Genomic DNA, 18,782 nt, shown 5'->3' with positions numbered 1-18,782 from the left:
CTCCTGCCCAACATGGGCAGAATGACCCCGAGATTGCGATCGGACGGATCGAGCGTTCGACGGTGTTGCTGTCGATCTCGATGCGGCCGTCGTCAAGGAAGTGCGAGAGGCCTTCCCAGCGTGAGAGCGTGTAGCGGATTGCCTCTGCGAGCTTGGTCTTCTGACTGATCAGGCCGAGCTTCTCACGCAGCCAGGGTTCGAGATCGGCGACGATGGCGCGGCTTTTGTCCTGACGCATCGCGCGGCGCTCGTTGGCCGATCGGCCACGGATGTCATCCTCGATCTTGTAGAGTTCGGCGATCCGTCTCAGCGCGTCACTGGCGATCGGCGCGGGACCGGCTGCTGCCAGTTCATAAAAGCGCCGACGGACATGCGCCCAGCAGAAGGCGAGCGTGACGCCGCTTTTGTCGGCCAGCACGCGATAGCCGCCATAGCCGTCGACCTGCAAGATTCCGGTGAAGCCTGCGAGATGAGCGATCGGACGCTCGGCCTTTCGGTCCGGCGCATAGACATAGGCGACGCCCGGCGGGTCGCTCCCCTCCCATCGTCGGTCATCGCGGGCATAGGCCCAGAGTTGACCTGTCTTAGTCTTGCCGCGGCCGGGATCGAGCACCGGCGCGGTCGTCTCGTCGGCGAAGAGTTTTGCCGAGGACTTCAGCTTGCCAAGCAGCCGCTCATGCACCGGACGCAGGTGCCAGGCGGCGCGGCCGACCCAGTCGGCGAGCGTAGAGCGATCGAGATTGATACCCTGCCGGGCGTAGATTTGCGCCTGACGATAGAGCGGAAGGTGATCGGCATATTTTGAGACCAGCACCTGGGCGACCGTTGCCTCGGTCGGAAGACCACCCTCGATCAGCCGGGCCGGCGCCGGAAGCCTGAACCACGACGTCCTCGCAGGCGCGGCAGGCATATTTGGGCCGGCGCACGACGATTACACGCAGCTGCGCCGGAACGATGTCGAGCCGCTCGCTCACGTCCTCGCCGATCCGATGCAAGCCATTGCGGCAGCATGGGCAGGCATGGTCCTCGATGTCGACGACCATCTCCACGCGCGGCAGATGGGGTGGCAGCGCGCCCCGGTTGGCCCGGCGCCTCGTGGCCTTTGCTTGCCGCTCGGCGGGAGCAGATTGCTCCTTCTCTTCCTCACCGGCGGCCTCGATCTGCTCCGCCTCTTCGAGCCCCAGCAGCAATTGATCCTCGGGGAGCGTCTCGGCACGCCGGCCGAAGCGGTGACGCTGCAATTCCTTGATGATCTGAATCAGACGGGCATTCTCGACGTCGTGCGCCAGGACCATCGCCTTCAGCGCGTCCGGATCGTCGGGAAGCTGGTCAGCCGTCATCGCCATGAACGGATCAGACCATATTCGCCGACAGCCCGCGACAGCGGAATCTAGGCTGATTCACTTCGTCGCGGGTCAGCCCGCCTGGGCTGGCACGCGGGTCCGGCGCGCCTCATGGACTCGCCGCCAGTCGAGACCTTCGAGTAGCGCCGAGAGCTGCGCGGCCGTCAGCCGCATCATGCCGTCATGCACTTTCGGCCAGCGGAACTCCCCATCCTCCAAACGCTTAGCAGGCAAACCCCGGTGCCATCCCAGAAGATCAGCTTGATCCGGTCAGTCCGCTTCGCCCGGAAGACGTAGACGGCCCCGCTGAACGGATCGGCCCCCATTGTCTCTCGCACCAGCGCCGCCAATCCCTCCGCACCCTTGCGGAAGTCGACGGGCTTCGTCGCCACCATGACCTTGACCGCACCCGTCGGCCCGATCACGACGTCGCCTTCAGCGCGCGGATCACTGCGGCCACCGTCTTGGTATCGGCGCCCCGGCCGACGCGCATCGCGATGCCGTCGATCTCAAGCTCGATCATGCCGGCATCTCGGGTGGCTTGCCGTTTCCGCTGCTTCGGTGAACGGCTGGCTGCAGGTTCCGCCGCCGCCACAACCGCCGGCACAAAGGCAGGAGAATCTTGCTGCACCGAAGCGGCCTGTTTGCGCGCTTCGCGGCGCCAGGCGAAGACCTGCTGCGGCCTGAGACCATAACGGCGGGCGACCTCGGAAATGATCGCATTCGGCTCCAGCGTCTCTGCGATGATCCGCGCCTTGTCATCCACCGACCAGTGACGCCGACCGCCGGCACCGTTGATCACCTCGAAACGCCGAAGCTGCCGCTCCGGGTCAAGCGTAAGGTCAAGTCCAGACACAAGCCGATCTCCGATCCCAATACAGGATCGGCAACCTCACAGATCGCGACCACTCCCGAAAGGTGGTCCGGAAACACCGCTCTGATGTCCGCTGTCAAGGTTTGGAACGCATGAGGTCGCCCGATCCGAGGAACGGCTGCTCATTCTGATGATCGCGCATGGGTGGGGAGGCGGAACTGAAGGACGTCGGTGATCAAGCTCTGATGCGCGGGTTGGCTACCGCATTCCCGATTGTGCGTCCGGGGCTGTTCCTATCTTACTGCGGGCGTCGGTCGATTTGCCGGCCACAAAGCGTCTGACGGGCATTCCCCTGCCGTGGTCCCGCCTCCGCCCATGCGCGATATGTGCGCCATCGCGGCGAGCGATCAGGTGACGCGCGCCTCCCTTGCGACTGCCCACATAAAGCCGACCAGTTCACGGGCGATCGCGGTGCAGACGACCGTTGTCCGTTTGCCCCGAGCGCTCAGCATGCGGTAGCGGGCTGTCAGGCGGGACTGCGCCTTCCAGGCGATCTCACGCACCTTCGGTGACGCCTGCTCCAACCGGTATAGCTTCGCCTTCCCGACCTTGGGCGGATGTCGATAGGTCCAGGCGCTCTCGACCAACATGTGGCGAACCCGACCGTTGCCTGCCTTTGTGATGCCGCCGCGCCGGACTGTCTCCCCGGTTGAGCGCTCGCCGGGGACCCGACCGAGATATCCCATGAGCTGGCGTGGGCTTTCGAACCGGCTGGCGTCGCCGACTTCGGTGACGAACGTCACGGCGACAATTAGGTCTACCCCACGCAATGTCTGAAGCGCCCACACGATCGGTGCCAGCGACCAGGCCGGGACGAACTCTTCGATCACACGCTCCAGCCGCTCGACCCGCTCTTTCGAGACGCGCACCGCCTCGACCATCTCCTGGAGTGCGATCTGATGCGCGGGATGATCGAACCTTGTTCCTGAAGCCAGCGTAGATAGCGCATCGTCCAGCTCTTCTTTCGCGGATAGCTACGGCCGTGCTTGAGCATGAATGCGCTCACCTGCTGGCGATGGACCCGCAGCGTCTCGACCGCGCCCGCCCGCGCGCGAACAAGATCCCGTATGGACTCGTGCCCTTCATCGGGAACCCACACCGCGGTCAGCTCGCCGGCGCGCAATAGTCGGGCAAGGGAAATGGCGTCTCGACGGTTCGTCTTCACCCGATCGCCGGGCTTCCTTGGTATCAATGATGGTGCAACCACGGTGCACTCGTGCCCGAGCGACCGGATCAGGCGATAAAGGCCGTACCCGGTCGGCCCAGCCTCATAGCAGAAATGCACGTAATCAAAGCGGCTGGCGATCCGGCCTATGACCCGCCGCATGCTGGTCGCCGACGCGTCGACCTCACCGAAGAACCGAACCTCTCCTTCCCGGCCTGCCTCCGCAATCGCAATAGCGTTCTTAAGCTTCGCAACATCGATTCCGACAAATGCTTCTCTATAATCCGCCACGGCTCGTCCTCCTGTGGTGAGGATCGGCTCGGCCCGTCCGAGCAACCCTCGGACGCGCAGTGTAGGGCGAGCCACCTCATCGGCAGAGGCGGACATACGGTCTTACTGTCAAGACGCTGACGACCCAGAATCGCCGGGCGCTGCTGACGGCCCTCAAGTCGCTTCAGGAAAAGGCCATCGCCATCGAGAACGACATCCGTGGCCTGTTTCGTAACTTCGGTCTCAAAGTTGGCATTGTCGACGGCCGGCAAATTCGCGGATCGCATCCGGGACCCTTCCGGTGACATTCCGGAACTCGAGACATCATGGAGACGTTGCTCACCGCCCGTCGGAAACTTTGCGAGCAGTTCACGGTGCTACACGAAAGACTGTTGTCGATCGTGAGGGGTGACACGGTTTGCAGGCGGTTGATGACCGTGCTGGGCGTCGGCCCTATCGTTGCACTGGGTTTCAACGCCACGGTCGATATTCCTGCCCCCTTCAGGAATTCGAAGGACGTGGGGCCGTATCTCGGTTTGACGCCGCGGTTACATCAATCAGGCTAGGATAATCGCGTCGGCAGGTCAGCCTAGGAAGCTTGAATGGGATTGACTTCAACACGCCGAATAGACAAGTCCAGGCATTTGGTGGAGCGGATTGAGAGTGAAGCGCTCGGGCTGGGAAGCCCATGCCTTGCAGATGAACTCGTAGGGTGAGACCTTTGAGGGCCTTCAGCCTGCGGCCGAAATTTGTAGGCCGCAACAAAGTCGGCAAGATGCCGACGCAGTTGGTCATGATCGTCGTAGTGGAAACGCTTGCCCGTCGCGTCCTTGATGGTGCGGTTCATTCGCTCGACCTAGCCGGTGGTCCAAGTATGCTTTGGCTTCGTGGTTCGAAGCACAGCGCGACGATGCGGCCCCCGAACGTGCTTGCGGGCTTCCTGGCGCCGCGACGAGCGCTTGCAGGCGCTGACGGTCGCTGGCCAAAACGGTGAAGGGGGATGCTATTGCGCATGCATCTAACTCGCACGCCAAACCGCAAAACGGAATCCCGAAATCGGACTCTTTTGATCCGATCAATCCACTATGAGACGCCGATTCCGAAATAGCGGGTGTGGGCGACATTGAGGATGCGATTGATCAAGCTTACGAAGCTGTGTCCGCCGGCCGTTGCAGCTGTGCCATAACTGGAGTGTATACCAAGGGCCGGCACCGAGTTCATCTCTAGGACAAACGGTTGGCCTGAGCGATCGATCCGGAAATCGACGCGGGCATAGTCCCGGCAGTGGCAGGCACGGAAGGTCGCAACCGAAATATCCCGTAACATCGTCTCAAGCCCGCTCTCGATTTTCGCCGGGCAAATCTTGGGCACCGCTGCGGCCGCCACGTACTTCGCATCCCAATTCATAACACGCGTTTCGCGGTCACCGAAGTCCTGCTCCACTAGAGGCAAAACTTCGGGCTCCCCGTTTCCGAGCAACGCAACGCAGATTTCCCGCCCCTCGATGTATTCCTCCACTAGCGCATCCTGAGCATGCTGCGTGACGATCACTTCGACGGCCTGCCGCAACTTAGAGTGTTCATGTATGATCTGCAATCCGAAGCTGCAGTCCTCCTCCCGCGGCTTCACTACCACTGGGAATCTCAGGTCGCCGGTGTTCTCGGTGCCGCGACGCATCACGCGAAAGTTCGGAGTCGGCACGCCCTGATCGCGGATGAGCATTTTGGTAATGACTTTGTCTCCCGTCAGCCCAATCCCGAAGGGGCTACATCCAGTGTATGGAACACCGGCCATCTCAAGCATGGCAGGAACATGAGTGTAACGCTTTTCGCCCTGAATTCCCTCCGCCAAGTTGAAGACCATTCCCGAGGGGCGACCTTGCGGATCAGGTGGCATGAACCGCTCGAGACTGGCGAGCAGTCCTTTATCGCCTTCACACACTACCGTCTCGTGGCCGCCCTCTTGAAGTGCCGCCACCACATCTTCCAACGTGCCGCTATGCGGCCAAGGCTGCGGCGGCTGCGGACAAGGCTGACCGAACCGGTTAATCACACCGTTGAAATCACTGTTCGTTACGATGGCTACTCGCATGAGCTATCTCCTTTGACGTTTGTCTGCTGTCACGAAACCAATGAAAACTGGATGGAGGCCAACCGCTATATCAACATTGACGACCTGCACGAGTACAAGAGGCTCGAAGCACCATGGCTGACCCTTTTCACAACCCCCTCCACAAACATAGGTCCACCACCCGGTTCCCTCTCCGGTTCCCGACCCTTTCCGCTGGCGGTGCTCTTTTTGCCCAAGTAGCTCGAAAGACGGCGAGTTGGGTTGCGGTACCATCAATAAAGCCTTATGCAGGGTTTATGCCAAAACAGATGATAACCGGCGGATGAGAGCGCTCCGACGCGAAATGATCGCTTCAAAAACCGTGCCAACCTCGCAAAATGCACGTCGGCCAGTGCTTTGAGTTTGATATCAAACTTACGGTCATATCAGGTACTAAACTGGCCCGCACAACCACTATGTCGCAGGCGCGACAAAATCCGACAGAGATCGTATCCCAGGGGACGAGCGGCGACCCATCCGCAGTCTTTTGACGCTCGCCGGTCCCTTACATCGAGCCCTGGCGTCCAGAATTGAAGTTGGGCGAAGGCGATCCGCATAATCGTATGCCCGGCCTGGCCGGCTTCAACGTGCGAGCGCTGCAGCAGTTTCAACAATGATGGCGAGTCGGCATAAATCTTCTTGAGAGGCTGGCGCTTAATCCCGGAACAAACGCGGCAATCAGCACTTCGCCTTGCTCATTTCGATGACGGCCATAGTGTTATTGCGCGCTTCAAAAGCTGGACAGCGATTCCGCTAATTCCCGGACAGCGTTTTCACAAAAGTCCGACAGTTCGTCGAGGTTGGTCCTCGGCAGCCTGGTTGCTGTAGGGCTGATTGATTTCGGTGTTCTCGGAGTCGGTCAAGAGGGCCGAGGCTTTTTTCTTCGGATGCTCTCGCCCTGAAGGGCGATGCGGTGTGCATTGTGCACGAGCGGTCGTGTATAGCGTCGGCGACCGTGCTGTCGTTAATAAGGTCGTGCCAGCTTGCCACGGGGACCTGGGCGGTGATCAGGGTGGATTTTCTCTGATAGCGCTCCTCGACGATTTTCGAAGAGGTGGAAGCGCTGCTGATCGGAGAGAGCATGGTTGCCGAAGTCGTCGTGGATGAGCCAAGTGGACACGGGTGAGCTTGTCGATGAGGCGGGGAAAGGAACCATCGATGCGTCGCTCTCGAACAGGATAACAGTGCGGCTTCGGAAAAGTCCGGACAGGCTTTCCGGTAATCTCAATGATGAGATCCGCGCCCGCCGTTCCAAAAAAAGGTTCGGCACGAAGCCCGCATTTTTTGCACTGGGCTTACGGCGTGCTGATCCACTGTTTCGTCATTACTATTCCCGAGCCTTGCAACCGAGCCGGAAGCGTCAGGCGAATGCAGGATTCCTGCGCTCGTAGAGCGTCCCAGCTTGGTCAGCACAACCTGACGATACGCGCCATCTTGGCGGCAAAGGCATTTGACGCAGCTGAATTGTCACGATCAGACGGCAGTTGGATCCTCATTGGATGGCCAGTGTTGCAAAAATCACAGGCTGGAGATCGGACTTGCGCCCTGGTGAATTTCCGCCACCGCATCGGGGTCGGTCTTCAACCCGGCAACTTCGACTTCCCAATTATAATAGAGACCGCGGCCGGGGCTTTGGCGGAGAGGGTCAGTCCTGGCGATGCCTCTCTCGAGCCGGCCTACATTGCAGCTGCCAGGCGGTTGGTTGAGCGCGGAGCCGTCGCGATAACCAGGGACTGCGGCTTCAGTATCTGGTGCCAGGCTGCACTGGCCACGTCTGTCAAACTTCCCGTGGCCATGTCGAGCCTGCTACTGGCGCCCACGCTCCTCCGGCAGCTTCCGGCCGGCGCAAAGCTCGCCGTCTGGCCGCAGACTCAAGACACTGCGGCGAAGAGCTGCTGGGCATGGATTCATCCGCAGGGGCAAGAGTAGCCATCGGCGGCATCGAAGGTAATACGCGGCCGGCTAGTGTTACCGAAATGGAGTCCCCGGGTTGCAGTCTGTGTCGCGACTTCGCGCCGCACATCCCAAGATTGACGCACTCCTATTTGAATGTACATTGTCCCCGATGGTGACGTCAGCAATCCGTCGTAGGACAGGACTGCCCATCTATGACGCCGCGCCCCTTTATCGAATGACATTCGCGTCCGTGGCTTGACCGCTTGGAGGCCGTCAGGTGCTTGAGCGCGGCAGTCTCAAGTTTTAAGGGGTGGCAGCGTGGAATCTGCTCCTCGCGAAAGAAGGAAGCCCCAGGCGACTTTCGATCGTATATGCCGCGGCTAGGACGGAGGTGTCGGAATAGCGCGCGCCGACCAGTTGTAGCCCGACGGGCAGCCCTTGATCATCCAGGCCCGATGGAATCGATGCTGCTGGTTGCTGGGTCAAGTTGAAAGGGTAGGTGAAGGGCGTCCAGTCCACCCACCCCTTGTAACTATCATCCGGCACATTTCGCCCGACGGGGAACGGCGCGATAGGCATCGTCGGTGTGACCAAGAGATCGTAATTTTCGTGGAACTTCGCCATCAGAGCGGAGAGCTCGAACCGCATCGCCTCAGCTTCCTGAAATTCGGTAAGGGTGATCTTCAGCCCGCGTTCGGCACCTTCCAGAAAGCCAGGATCTAGTAATTGTCTTTGCTGTTTGTTCATTCGTGACACAATACGGGCGGCGCCAGCGAACCAGAATGTAGAAAACACCTCCACCGGATCCGCAAATCCCGGATTGACTTCGGCCACCTCGGCCCCAAGAGCTCGAAGCTGGTCGATCGCATTATCGGTAACGTTTTGGATATCTCGCGCCACCTTGACATAGCCGAGGTTCCGACTGTAGCCGATCCGCAGGCCCCTGATGGTGGTCTTTGCTGGATCGGGGTCGAGACCTAGGTACGCCGGACCCGCATAGCCATCGCGAGCGTCCTTTCGTGCAATCACATTCATCATCAGGATCGCATCCGCAACGGTGCGGGTCACCGGCCCCAAATGAGACAGCGTTGTCATGGCGCTAGCTGGCCATTGCGGAACGATGCCGAAGGTTGGCTTGAAGCCGAAGGTCCCCGTGAAGCTCGCCGGTATCCGGATTGATCCCCCGCCGTCGCTACCCTGATGAAGAAAGCCAAGGTTGAGCGCAGCCGCAACTGCCGCCCCTCCCGACGACCCGCCTGGTGTCAGGTCAGGATTCCAGGGATTGCGGGTGATCCCGTAGACCGGGCTGTCTGTTACCCCTTTCCAGCCAAATTCTGGAGTGGTTGTCTTGCCCAGGATAACGCCACCGGTCTCACGGATACGGGCTGGAACAGGGGCGTCTTCAGTCCAGGGTCCCTCGGTGCTGCCGGACAATGAGCCACGTCTTGTCGGCCAGCCTCGTGTCAAGGTGAGGTCTTTGATGGTGGCCGGAATGCCATCTAGTACTCCGGCTGGTTCCCCCTTCATCCATCGACCCTCCGAGGCCCGGGCAGCAGACCTGGCCCCTTCGTGGTCGACGAGGCAAAATGCGTTCAGCGCCGGGTTGTTGGCGTCGATGCGGCTGAGACAGTCATCGACGACTTCAACAGGCGAGAGCTGCCGCCTTCGGTAGAGTTCCAGGCATTCGCACGCCGACAGACCCTCAAGAGATGTTGGCACGGATGAACGAGTTTTCATTTTACGAGGTCCGCTACATTCAAGCCTGGCATAAGACGGCAGTTATTCATTCGTTCTGCGGCCCTTGTCAGACCGATCATCAAGACGTCGGACGGGATCCCAACGTGTTCTCTACGAGCTTGATCCAGTACGATGTTCCATAAGGAATCGCCTCGTCGTTGAAATTGTAGGCAGGGTGATGCAGGCCGGCGCTGTCACCGTTCCCGCACCAGACGAAAGCACCCGGCCGCGCCTGCGCCAGGAAGGAGAAATCTTCCCCCCCCATTACCGGTGGCGTCTCGAGCACATTGTTTTCACCGGCCACGCCCTTGGCCGCGCTTCTCGCAAGGTCGGTCTGCTGGACCTCATTGAAGAGAATTGCGTCGAAGCTCTGAAATTTAATATCTATCTTCGCGCCGGTTATCTGGGCGATGCCGGCGACCACTTCGCCCACCCGCTCCTTCACGAACTTGCGCACCTCCGGCTTTAGCGTCCGCATGGTGCCCACCAACTCCGCTGTTTGCGGAACGACGGGGACTAGTCTCTGCCCGGACTGGAACTGGTGGAACGAAATTCCTGCCGAGTCGACAGGGTCAATGTTCTGAGCCAGGATATGCTGCAGGGCCGTCACAAGCTGAGCGCCGACCAGAATCGGATCGATGCATTCATGAGGCCTTCCAGGGTGCCCCCCTCGCCCTTCAATGCTAATTTCTATGCTATCAGTTGCCGCCATCACTGGACCTTGCCGGATTCCGAAGACACCTACCGGCAAGCCCGGACGATTGTGCATTCCGTAGATGTGCTCGATGCCGAACCGCTCCATCAAACCGTCATCTAGCATGGCAACGGCGCCGGTACCGATCTCCTCGGCAGGTTGGAAGATCATGACCGCCGTTCCAGCGAAATTCCGAGTATCGGCAAGATAGCGCGCGGCACCCAACAGCATCGCGGTGTGGCCGTCATGCCCACACGCATGCATCAAGCCCTTGTTCTTGGACGCATAGGGCAGATCGGTCGCTTCGTTGATCGGCAGCGCATCCATGTCAGCGCGCAATCCGATAACCTTTGGGTTACCGTCGCTCACGACGCCGTTGCCCTTGATGACGCCAACGACGCCGGTTTTGCCGATGCCGGTCGCGACGGCGTCGCAGCCGAATTCGCGCAGGCGCTCGGCGACAAATGCCGAAGTACGGGGGATGTCGAAGCCCAGTTCGGGATGTGCATGGATGTCCCGGCGCCAAGCCACTATCTCGGGGAGAAACTCTGCGACGCTATTGAGAATTGCCACGGGGACTTTCCTTTCTTGCCGGTTGCAGGCGAATTTCACGCTTTGTCCTTGCGAGAGCCGGGAGACCCGTTTCCGCGCTGCCGGGAGCACAGCATCCTCTGTGCGACGTAGGCACCCCAGCTATTCCGCCGACTGAAGCCGCTCCAATTAGCCGGGGACCGACAATCCTGAATTCCGCTCCGCCCAGAATGTAGCAAGTGCCAAAGAGCTTGGTTGCGCGAAGGGCGCCTTGGTCCCGCAGAATATCATCGTTTTTTGGTCATTGGCGCATAACACCTGCAGGCTGAGAGGAGGTGCCCTGGTATATATGCGGGACCATTCAAAATAGGACAGCCGACATTCAGAAGTGCGGGACAACTGCGACCCGCGGAAGGCGCGTGGTGGTTGCCTGGGCGGGCTCTTTTGAAGGCTACTCTTCAGCAATTGGCAGAGCAAACGACGCCTTGATCCGATCCATTACAACGATTGTCTTGAACCCCTTTACTTCAAGATGTTCGTAAAAAAAACGACGGGTAAACGCCTCGTACTCGGCCATGTCCTGAGCAGAGACCGTAATAATAAAATCCGCTTCACCCGTAACGTAGTAAGCGTTCATGATCTCAGGCGTCCGCCGAATTGCCTGCTTGAAACGATCGATGATATCGGCGCGATCGCGCTCGAGAGTGATGGATACCAGCAGGAGCAGGGGCCGACCGACGGCTTCCGGTGAAACTATGGCAACGTCCGCTTCGATGACGCCAGCGTCTCGAAGTCGCTTTAATCTCCGCTGACAAGCGGTAGCCGATAGTCCGGCAAGTTCGCCCAATTCCTCTGTCGTAAGGCGATTGTTGCGCTGCACGACGTTGAGAATCTTCCGGTCAATTCGATCCAGATCCATTCACAATCTCTGCTCATGATGATATCGGCCAATGCCAAGGCCGCCAGTCCGTACGTCCAAAATGTAGCAAGTGCCAAACGCCCTCTCGGCGCTAAAGTCGGTCCAAGTCGCAGAAAATCGGCGTTTCTTTCGCCATCTGCGCACAATACCGGCATAGTATAACTATCTGAGGGGTGCCGCTGAATCGATGGGCGTTGCTGGTGAGCAGTTGCGGGCCAGCGCAAGAACGGCAGATTCGATCGGGTGGGGGCGATCCCCGGTCGAAAAGATCCTACCGATCTCGTTGCTCAGGCGCAGAAAACATGAGTTGCAGCACGCTCGCATCAGTTCGAGGCAAGCGTGTTAGGGAGCGACATCACCAAGGGTGTCGGCGTTGCAGCATAAATCGGAGACCATGAGAGTCAGGCTATGAACCGGCCCCGGCTTTCGGATGCCTTACGGCCCTCGCGCGTCGGCCGCGAGTGAACTATGATCCGCATGGGTGTGGGGCTGGAGGAGAAGGTCGTCGGCTCAGTCAGGCTAACGTCGCTCCAAGCACTGGTAAGAAGCCCTATCCGCGGTCTGAGAATTACCCAAATTGATCTCTCGTGAGGCAGTTGTTGCAGCTGCATTCCGTCGAGACGCTTCAGTGATCCGCGAGAATGGCTCGCGATCTCTGCGTGAATCGCGGTTTGGCGCAGGAATGCGGCGTGGGAGACCGAATGTTAGACCAAAGTCGGCACGAGCACCGTGTAAAATGGGCAGGTCAGCGCAGACCAGTCTGGCGGCATTCTTACCCTTGCCGGAACGATCGCCTGAACAAGGTAGCTCAACCGCCGTCCGCACTCCCAGGAGAGAAAGCCATATGCTTCCCTTGGACATCCTCCGAAAGGAGTTTCCAGCCACAGCAAACGCCATCTACATGGATGTCGCGAACCAGGGCCTCATATCAAGCACAACATTGGCTTCAATCGAGCCTCATTTGAACAATCGGCTGCATGGCCTAAACGACGAAGAAAGAATGCTCGAACACGTCGAGCGTACTCGCGCTAGGTTCGCACAATTTATCAATTCAGATCACGATGAAATTGCAATTACCAAGAATGCATCGGAAGGCATCAACATCATCGCTAATGCGATCGATTGGAGAGATGGAGACAACGTCGTTCTATGCCCAAAATTGGAACACGCAAATAATATCTTGCCATGGATTCAGATCAGAGACCGCTACAATGTCGAGTTGCGAGTCGTAGAGCCGGATAACGGCTCAATTCCCCCTGATGCATTCGTAAAGGCGATTGATTCTCATACCCGCGTTGTTGCCTTGGCGACGGTGACGATGGTTCCGGGGTTTCGGACCGTCATGGAGCAGATATCCGAAGCCTGTAGGCACTACGGTGCATTTCTTTTGGCGGACGCGACGCAATCTGTTGGGATACTCCACACCGACGTCAATCGACTTGGCGTAGACGGTGTAGCAGTGTCCACTGTGAAGGGTTTGATGGGTCTTTATGGATCGGGTTTTTTATATTGCCGTAAAGAATGGGCCGATCGGCTGAGCCCGGCCTATCTTGCGCGCTTCAGCGTAGATTTCGGAAACGCGCCAGAATCAGCTCCGGTACCTAGTTTTGTAAAGTTGCGCTCTGGCGCGCCCCGCTTTGATATCGGGCATTACAACTTCCCTGGCATGTTGGCTGCATATGCATCAATGGGCCAGCTACTTGATATCGGAACCGAGGCGATCGACCAGAGCGTTACCTCACTCGCAAAACGTATGGCCACTGGTCTCTTAGATATCGGGCTTCCGGTCTGCGGCGGGCCACCAGGCGCTCACACTGGAAGTATCGTAGCCGTTGGCGATTCCAGCGATCTTGTTGAAGGGCGCCCAGTCGACGCCCGCATTCGGTCGCTTCACGAGCATTTCACGAAGAACGGGGTAATCGTCTCAATACGCAGAGGCATGCTCCGGTTTTCCCTGCATCTTTACAACACCGCCGATGAAGTCGATCGCGTAATCAATCTGGCCAAGAGCTGGTCGAAGTAAGAGCGACACGGCTAGTTCATGCACACAGGAGAGTACATGTCGACCCAGAGCGCCGAGACTATCGGACTTCTCCAAGATCTTATAAAGATCGAGAGCATCAATCCATCGCTGTCGCCAAAAGGTAGTGGAGAGCAAGGTGTAGCCAAGTTCCTCGAGGGTTTTTGCAAGGAGCGGAAGCTGGCTTACGGGATACAGGAGGTGGCCGATGGTCGCTCGAATTTCCTGACCTGGGTACCTGGGAAAGAACCCGATAGGCGTATTCTATTCATTGCTCATATGGATACCGTTCCTATCGATAGGTGGGAATCAGATCCATTCTCGGGTGAGCAACGGGACGGGCGAATATATGGGCGAGGTAGCTGCGACACAAAAGGCTCACTTGCAGCTATGTTGATTGCGCTTAGCTCACTTGGTGAACGGCAGCCCCGGGCCACGGTTGTTGTGGCAGCCAGCATTGACGAAGAGTACCGCAAACTTGGCGCCCGCGCTATAGCCGATTCCGGTGTCGCTTATGAGGGTGCGGTAGTCGGTGAACCCACCGAATTAGAGCTCGTTGTAGCTCACATGGGTTCTGTCCGCTGGCAAATCGAGGTTCAGGGTGTACCGGCTCATACGTCGAAGCCTCATCTCGGAGTGAACGCGATCACGGGCATGGCCAAGGTGGTATTGGCACTTGATGAGCACCATCGATCCCTTGTGTCTCGGGCGCAGCACCCATTGGTAGGGTCATCACAGCTGACCGTGAGCCTCATCGAAGGAGGTTTGGAACTTACCACTGTACCGCCGGTATGCCGTATCTGGGTCGATCGGCGTCTCATACCCGGGGAGCGGCCGCAGGACGCGTTGGCGGAGGTAGAAAGCATACTGGAAGGCCTTCGCCAGGGCGAAGACAAGATCAATGTTCGGTCATTGCTTCCCGCATTGGAAGACCCGCCTCCAATCAGTTCCGGGTCGAGCAAAATTGCAGCAGTCGCAGGAGCGGCTTGTGCCCACGTCGCGGGGACCGGAGAGCAGAAGGGAGCCACCGGCGGCTCGGATGCAAATCAGCTGTCATTGGCTGGGATCCCGTGTGTGATTATCGGACCCGGGCGTACTGCCCAAGCCCATACGAACAACGAGTTCGTTGAAATCGATCAACTGACCAAGGCTGCTGATTTGTACCAGAGAATCATGCTCACATATTAGGAGTGGCCGGCCTGATGGGGGTGCTCAAACCCCGTCCATTGGGCCGCGGACGCCCCGGATGCTGCATGAGCGTGGCGGCCGCAACGTCCCGATCTTCGCTGGTCTCGTCGGCGCTTCCCACGTAGATCTTGCCGCCCGTGCTTGAAATTCTGTTGCGACAGGCAGAGTGCGTCTTCACCATAGGGAGGGCATGATCTTCCACCGGAGACGCAGAGCCACCGAAAATTTGGCGCTCATATGCGGATAACGTACGGCAAGTGCCTAGGAAATGCAGATTTTCCGCGACAAGAAGAAATCCTCGGGGAAAACAGCCTCTTGTGACGTGATACGAAGAGAAAGTATGCGGACAGGACGAATGCCTGATCCGTTCGAGGAATGCCTGTTTTGAAGGACTCGACGAGATGAAATATGAGAAGCCATTTCCGCCCGAGGAGTTTCGGCGTCGTGTTCATGACGTGAAGCAGCGGATGGAGCGAGCGGGGCTGGACTTGCTGATCTGCCAGGATCCCGCGAATATGTATTGGCTTACCGGCTTTGACGGCTATTCGTTCTACGTGCCTCAGGTGGTCTTAGTGCATCTCCAGTCGGACATGCCCCTCTGGTTCGGACGTTTCGTCGATGTAAATTCCGCTTATATAACGACGGATCTGCCTAGAGAAAATATAAGCTCATTTTCCGATCATAGACTTCAACATCCAGAATTACATCCATTTGACGATCTTTGCGAGCTTATCAATTCGCGCGGCTGGGGATCTGATCGAATCGGTGTCGAGCTTAACGCCCACTTCTATACTGCCCGAGCACATCAACATCTCGTCAAAGGCCTTCCGAATGCAAAATTCTCTGATAGCCGCGAATTAGTCAATTGGGCACGGCTTATAAAATCTGACCTTGAACTAGTCTACATGAGAGAAGCGGGCCACCTTGCAACGCATACGATGCAGACGGCAATCGCTAACCTAAGGCCTGGAGTGCCGCAACATGAGGTCGTCGCGGAGGTGTACCGGGCCCAGACACGAGGGGTGGACGGTAAATATGGCGACTCTAGCGGTCCTCCTCTTATCCAGACTAGCGAACAAACGAACGCTCCGCACCTCAGTTGGACCGAGGAGCCCTTGCCGACCTCTGGCCTGGTTCTCATGGAGTTCGGCGCCACCCGACGCCGCTACTGTGCGCCGCTGTGCCGCACCGTCCACATCGGAAAGCCACCCGCAGAGGTCTCGCGTCTTGCTGAGGTTATAGTGGAAGGCGGGGATGCTGTGCTCGAGATGGCAAAGCCTGGTACCGTCGTTGAGGAGCTTAATGCGGTGTGGCAAGATATCCTCAAGCGGAACGGGTATATCAAGATAGGCCGCTCCGGCTATTCAATCGGACTCAACTTCCCGCCGGAATGGGGCGAACGCACGGTTAGTATTCGCGCGGGCGACAAGACCATCCTACAACCAGGAATGTGCTTCCATTTTCAGTCGGGGGTTAGGCTCGAAGGGTTCGGCGCCGCCATCTCTGAATCATTTATTGTAACCGAAAGGGGCGGTGAGCGATTGGCAGATGTTGATCGCCGCTTGATCGTCGTGGACTAGGTGATTTGGATGTGACCCAAATCGTTTTGCGATCTCACTGGGTCCGTTCGAAGCCGGTTGAAATTTGTTTCTGCGGCGAGCGGATGAACGGATCTAGCTTAAGGACGGCGCTGTCTGAGAGGTGCGGCATGCCCAACCTCTGGGACAGGAGAATCTCGCCTAGCACATGAGTTCTCTGCATCAGCGGAGATTAAGATCCGTAGGCCGAAATGAGCCACCTGTGACGCGAGCGCGGCGTGAACGTTGCCCCATTCTACAAATGCGCGGATGACGCAAGAGGACTTAGCTTTTGAGGAGCATTGAGGACGAGTTTACGCGCGCCTGAAGCGGGCTCTTGCCAACCCTGCGCGCCGGTGGGAACGCGAGTATGGTCCGCCCCGTCCGTGCAACACGTCGCGACATCAGCACACGTTGTTCCCGATAGATGGCTCGGCAGCGAAGCTCGCCTTTTGCCCGGGGCTCGCTTCATCCTTTTCTGCTGTTTCGTGCGACTTCACCACTTCACCAAGTGAATGTCTGGGTTATCGCGGGGACCTCAATTTCGGGACCCCAAGACCTCCTTCCGAATGAAGTCGTCCGCGATGCCATCGTGTCTGAAGCGGTCGCGGTCACCCTGCACAGTGCCGGACGAAAGTAGCCTTGCGGCGAGTTCCGTCTAAGATTCGAGGCGGTTGCGCCTGCGTCAGTGCGCCTGATCGGTGTCGGTCGAGAACTTAATGCCACGAGGCCAGATCGGGAACTCGGGATCGGGAGATCGGCGCTGGAACCAACTACTTTCCGCGCCGCCGGCGACCAGCGCGACCTTCGCTCGCGGTCGCTAAGCCTCCTGGCAAGTGAAGTTGTGAGCCGTGTCCAATTCTACGCGAATTGGCTGCTGTTTGCAGGAATGCAGCTAAAGGGGCATCAACTGCGCTGCCGATCGGCGCTGTGGCAGCAATAACCTAAAGGCATCAGCATACCATTGGAGTCTTAGATGAGGGGTACGTCAATCACGGCATTACGCAGGCTCAAACGGCCAGACCTTTTGCGTGGTGATGCGTATCTGAACGGCGCCTGGCTCTCCAAATCAGATACTCTTGCCGTGTTTGATCCTGCCAGCGGTGACGAGATCGCTCAAGTTGCGGCTTGCGCAGACGCCGACGTTGACGACGCGGTCCATTGCGCAAGAGCAGCGTTCCTCAAGTGGCGCGACATGCTTCCGTTACAGCGTGGTGCATATCTGCGGAAATGGGCGGCAGGCATGCGGGAGAGCGCCGAAGACCTGGCTGTCATCATAACGGCCGAGCAAGGAAAACCGATTGCTGAAGCCCGCGGCGAAGTTTCATACGCTGCCGGCTTTTTAGATTGGTTTGCAGGGGAAGGGGAGCGGGCTTACGGCGAAACGATTCCCAGCCATCTCCCCGCAAGCAGGCTGGCCGTGCATTTGCAGCCGATCGGGGTGACTGTCGCCATTACGCCATGGAACTTCCCAGCGGCAATGATCACCAGAAAGGCTGGAGCTGCACTGGCCGCTGGCTGCACAATGATTGTAAAGCCGGCACCCGAAACGCCACTGTCGGCCCTCGCGCTTGCCCGCCTTGCCGGGGATGCTGGCATTCCGCCCGGCGTGTTTCAGGTGATCACGGGCGAAGCTCCGCCACTTGCCAAACGGCTGTTGTTGCATACCCACGTGCGTGCGTTCTCTTTTACGGGCTCCACCGAGGTCGGCAGAATCCTTCTCGAGCAATCCGCGAAGACAGTGAAGAAAGTCTCGCTCGAACTTGGCGGCAATGCTCCTTTCATCCTTTTCGGCGATGCGCCGATCAACGCTGCGGTCGCCGGTTGCATGGCAGCCAAGTTCGCGACATCCGGTCAGGACTGTCTCGCGGCAAACCGGATTTATGTGCAGCGAGAGATTTACGAGCATTTTACGGAAAAATTTGCCGAGGCCACCAGTAAACTAAAGGTCGGGCACGGATTGGAGCCAGGTGTCGACATCGGTCCGATGACAAAGACGTCTGGTGCTGACAAATGCAGGCACCAGGTTTCTGAGGCTCTAGCAGCCGGGGCTCGAATGGTAGCAGGCGCACAGCACAATTCGCTTGGCGGGAACTTCGTCACGCCGGCCGTGCTTGCTAATGTGACCGATGACATGGTGATTGCGAAGGACGAAACGTTTGGACCTGTCGCTGCAATCCTGCCCTTCGACGACGAACGGGAGGTGGTCGCGCGAGCCAACAATTCCGAGATGGGACTTGCGGCCTACGTCTATACCCAAGATCTCAACCGAGCCATGCGGCTCTCCGACCGGCTCGAATATGGCATGGTTGCCGTGAATACTCCAAAATTTACGGGGCCGGGCATTCCGTTCGGCGGCTGGAAACAATCCGGCCTTGGTCGCGAGGGCTCAAGGCACGGTCTTATCGAATATCTCGAACCCAAATACCTCTGCATCGGCAACATCGCGGCCTGAAAGG

General features: G+C 58.5%; 12 protein-coding genes and 4 pseudogenes. 6 read left to right on the top strand and 10 right to left on the bottom strand.

What is annotated here, in order from left to right; genetic code table 11:
* Positions 1-28: 28 nt before the first annotated feature.
* The 4 genes and pseudogenes from EN990_RS03895 to EN990_RS03880 all read right to left on the bottom strand — a co-directional run.
* Positions 29-1,346: pseudogene (locus tag EN990_RS03895) on the bottom strand (IS66 family transposase); the annotation flags it as partial.
* A gap of 69 nt (positions 1,347-1,415) precedes the next feature.
* Positions 1,416-1,768 (bottom strand): annotated as a pseudogene (tnpB, locus tag EN990_RS03890) (IS66 family insertion sequence element accessory protein TnpB).
* Positions 1,765-2,145, bottom strand: a complete 381-nt coding sequence (locus tag EN990_RS03885) for a transposase (protein WP_199489649.1) — start codon at positions 2,143-2,145, stop codon at positions 1,765-1,767. Before EN990_RS03885 ends, tnpB begins: the two are co-directional and overlap by 4 nt.
* 419 nt (positions 2,146-2,564) lie before the next feature.
* Positions 2,565-3,769 (bottom strand): annotated as a pseudogene (locus EN990_RS03880) (IS110 family transposase).
* A 209-nt stretch (positions 3,770-3,978) separates the two neighbouring features.
* Here EN990_RS03880 and EN990_RS36770 point away from each other — a divergent pair.
* Complete coding sequence (locus tag EN990_RS36770; RefSeq protein WP_063169335.1) at positions 3,979-4,218, top strand: IS110 family transposase; 240 nt, start codon at positions 3,979-3,981, stop codon at positions 4,216-4,218.
* Positions 4,219-4,266: 48 nt separating this feature from the next.
* Here the strand turns inward: EN990_RS36770 and EN990_RS03870 are convergent.
* The 3 genes and pseudogenes from EN990_RS03870 to EN990_RS03860 form a co-directional block, all read right to left on the bottom strand.
* A pseudogene (locus tag EN990_RS03870) lies at positions 4,267-4,547 on the bottom strand (integrase core domain-containing protein); the annotation flags it as partial.
* 188 nt (positions 4,548-4,735) lie between these two features.
* A complete protein-coding gene (locus EN990_RS03865) occupies positions 4,736-5,743 on the bottom strand; it encodes an ATP-grasp domain-containing protein (RefSeq protein ID WP_063169333.1) in 1,008 nt (335 codons plus the stop codon).
* A gap of 771 nt (positions 5,744-6,514) precedes the next feature.
* Positions 6,515-6,844, bottom strand: coding sequence for an ATP-binding protein (locus tag EN990_RS03860; protein ID WP_272482847.1), 330 nt, complete (start codon positions 6,842-6,844; stop codon positions 6,515-6,517).
* 20 nt (positions 6,845-6,864) lie between these two features.
* Between EN990_RS03860 and EN990_RS36590 the strand changes: the two genes are divergently transcribed.
* Positions 6,865-7,152 (top strand): hypothetical protein, encoded by a 288-nt coding sequence (locus EN990_RS36590; RefSeq protein WP_164754281.1) that lies wholly within the window; start codon positions 6,865-6,867, stop codon positions 7,150-7,152.
* An 808-nt stretch (positions 7,153-7,960) separates the two neighbouring features.
* Here EN990_RS36590 and EN990_RS03850 read toward each other — a convergent pair.
* The 3 genes from EN990_RS03850 to EN990_RS03840 all read right to left on the bottom strand — a co-directional run bounded on the left by EN990_RS03850 (position 7,961) and on the right by EN990_RS03840 (position 11,538).
* Positions 7,961-9,394, bottom strand: coding sequence for an amidase (locus tag EN990_RS03850; RefSeq protein WP_063169332.1), 1,434 nt, complete (start codon positions 9,392-9,394; stop codon positions 7,961-7,963).
* Between the two features lie 79 nt (positions 9,395-9,473).
* Positions 9,474-10,661, bottom strand: a complete 1,188-nt coding sequence (locus EN990_RS03845; RefSeq protein ID WP_063169331.1) for a M20 aminoacylase family protein — start codon at positions 10,659-10,661, stop codon at positions 9,474-9,476.
* 409 nt (positions 10,662-11,070) lie between these two features.
* Positions 11,071-11,538 (bottom strand): Lrp/AsnC family transcriptional regulator, encoded by a 468-nt coding sequence (locus tag EN990_RS03840; protein ID WP_063169330.1) that lies wholly within the window; start codon positions 11,536-11,538, stop codon positions 11,071-11,073.
* Positions 11,539-12,382: 844 nt separating this feature from the next.
* Here EN990_RS03840 and EN990_RS03835 point away from each other — a divergent pair.
* The 4 genes from EN990_RS03835 to EN990_RS03820 all read left to right on the top strand — a co-directional run bounded on the left by EN990_RS03835 (position 12,383) and on the right by EN990_RS03820 (position 18,778).
* Complete coding sequence (locus EN990_RS03835; protein ID WP_063169329.1) at positions 12,383-13,561, top strand: aminotransferase class V-fold PLP-dependent enzyme; 1,179 nt, start codon at positions 12,383-12,385, stop codon at positions 13,559-13,561.
* A 36-nt stretch (positions 13,562-13,597) separates the two neighbouring features.
* The gene (locus tag EN990_RS03830; protein ID WP_063169328.1) at positions 13,598-14,746 is read left to right on the top strand and encodes a M20 family metallopeptidase; all 1,149 of its coding nucleotides are present in this window, start codon (positions 13,598-13,600) and stop codon (positions 14,744-14,746) included.
* A 401-nt stretch (positions 14,747-15,147) separates the two neighbouring features.
* Entirely contained in the window at positions 15,148-16,326 is a 1,179-nt protein-coding gene (locus EN990_RS03825; RefSeq protein WP_063169327.1) for a Xaa-Pro peptidase family protein, read from the top strand.
* A gap of 973 nt (positions 16,327-17,299) precedes the next feature.
* Positions 17,300-18,778 (top strand): NAD-dependent succinate-semialdehyde dehydrogenase, encoded by a 1,479-nt coding sequence (locus EN990_RS03820; RefSeq protein WP_063169326.1) that lies wholly within the window; start codon positions 17,300-17,302, stop codon positions 18,776-18,778.
* Positions 18,779-18,782: the final 4 nt, after the last annotated feature.

Source organism: Mesorhizobium sp. M7A.F.Ca.US.005.03.1.1, from assembly GCF_003997975.1.
GTDB classification, from domain to species: domain Bacteria; phylum Pseudomonadota; class Alphaproteobacteria; order Rhizobiales; family Rhizobiaceae; genus Mesorhizobium; species Mesorhizobium ciceri.
Note: the sequence above shows the minus strand (reverse complement) of the source record. Positions and strands in the feature narration are given on the sequence as shown.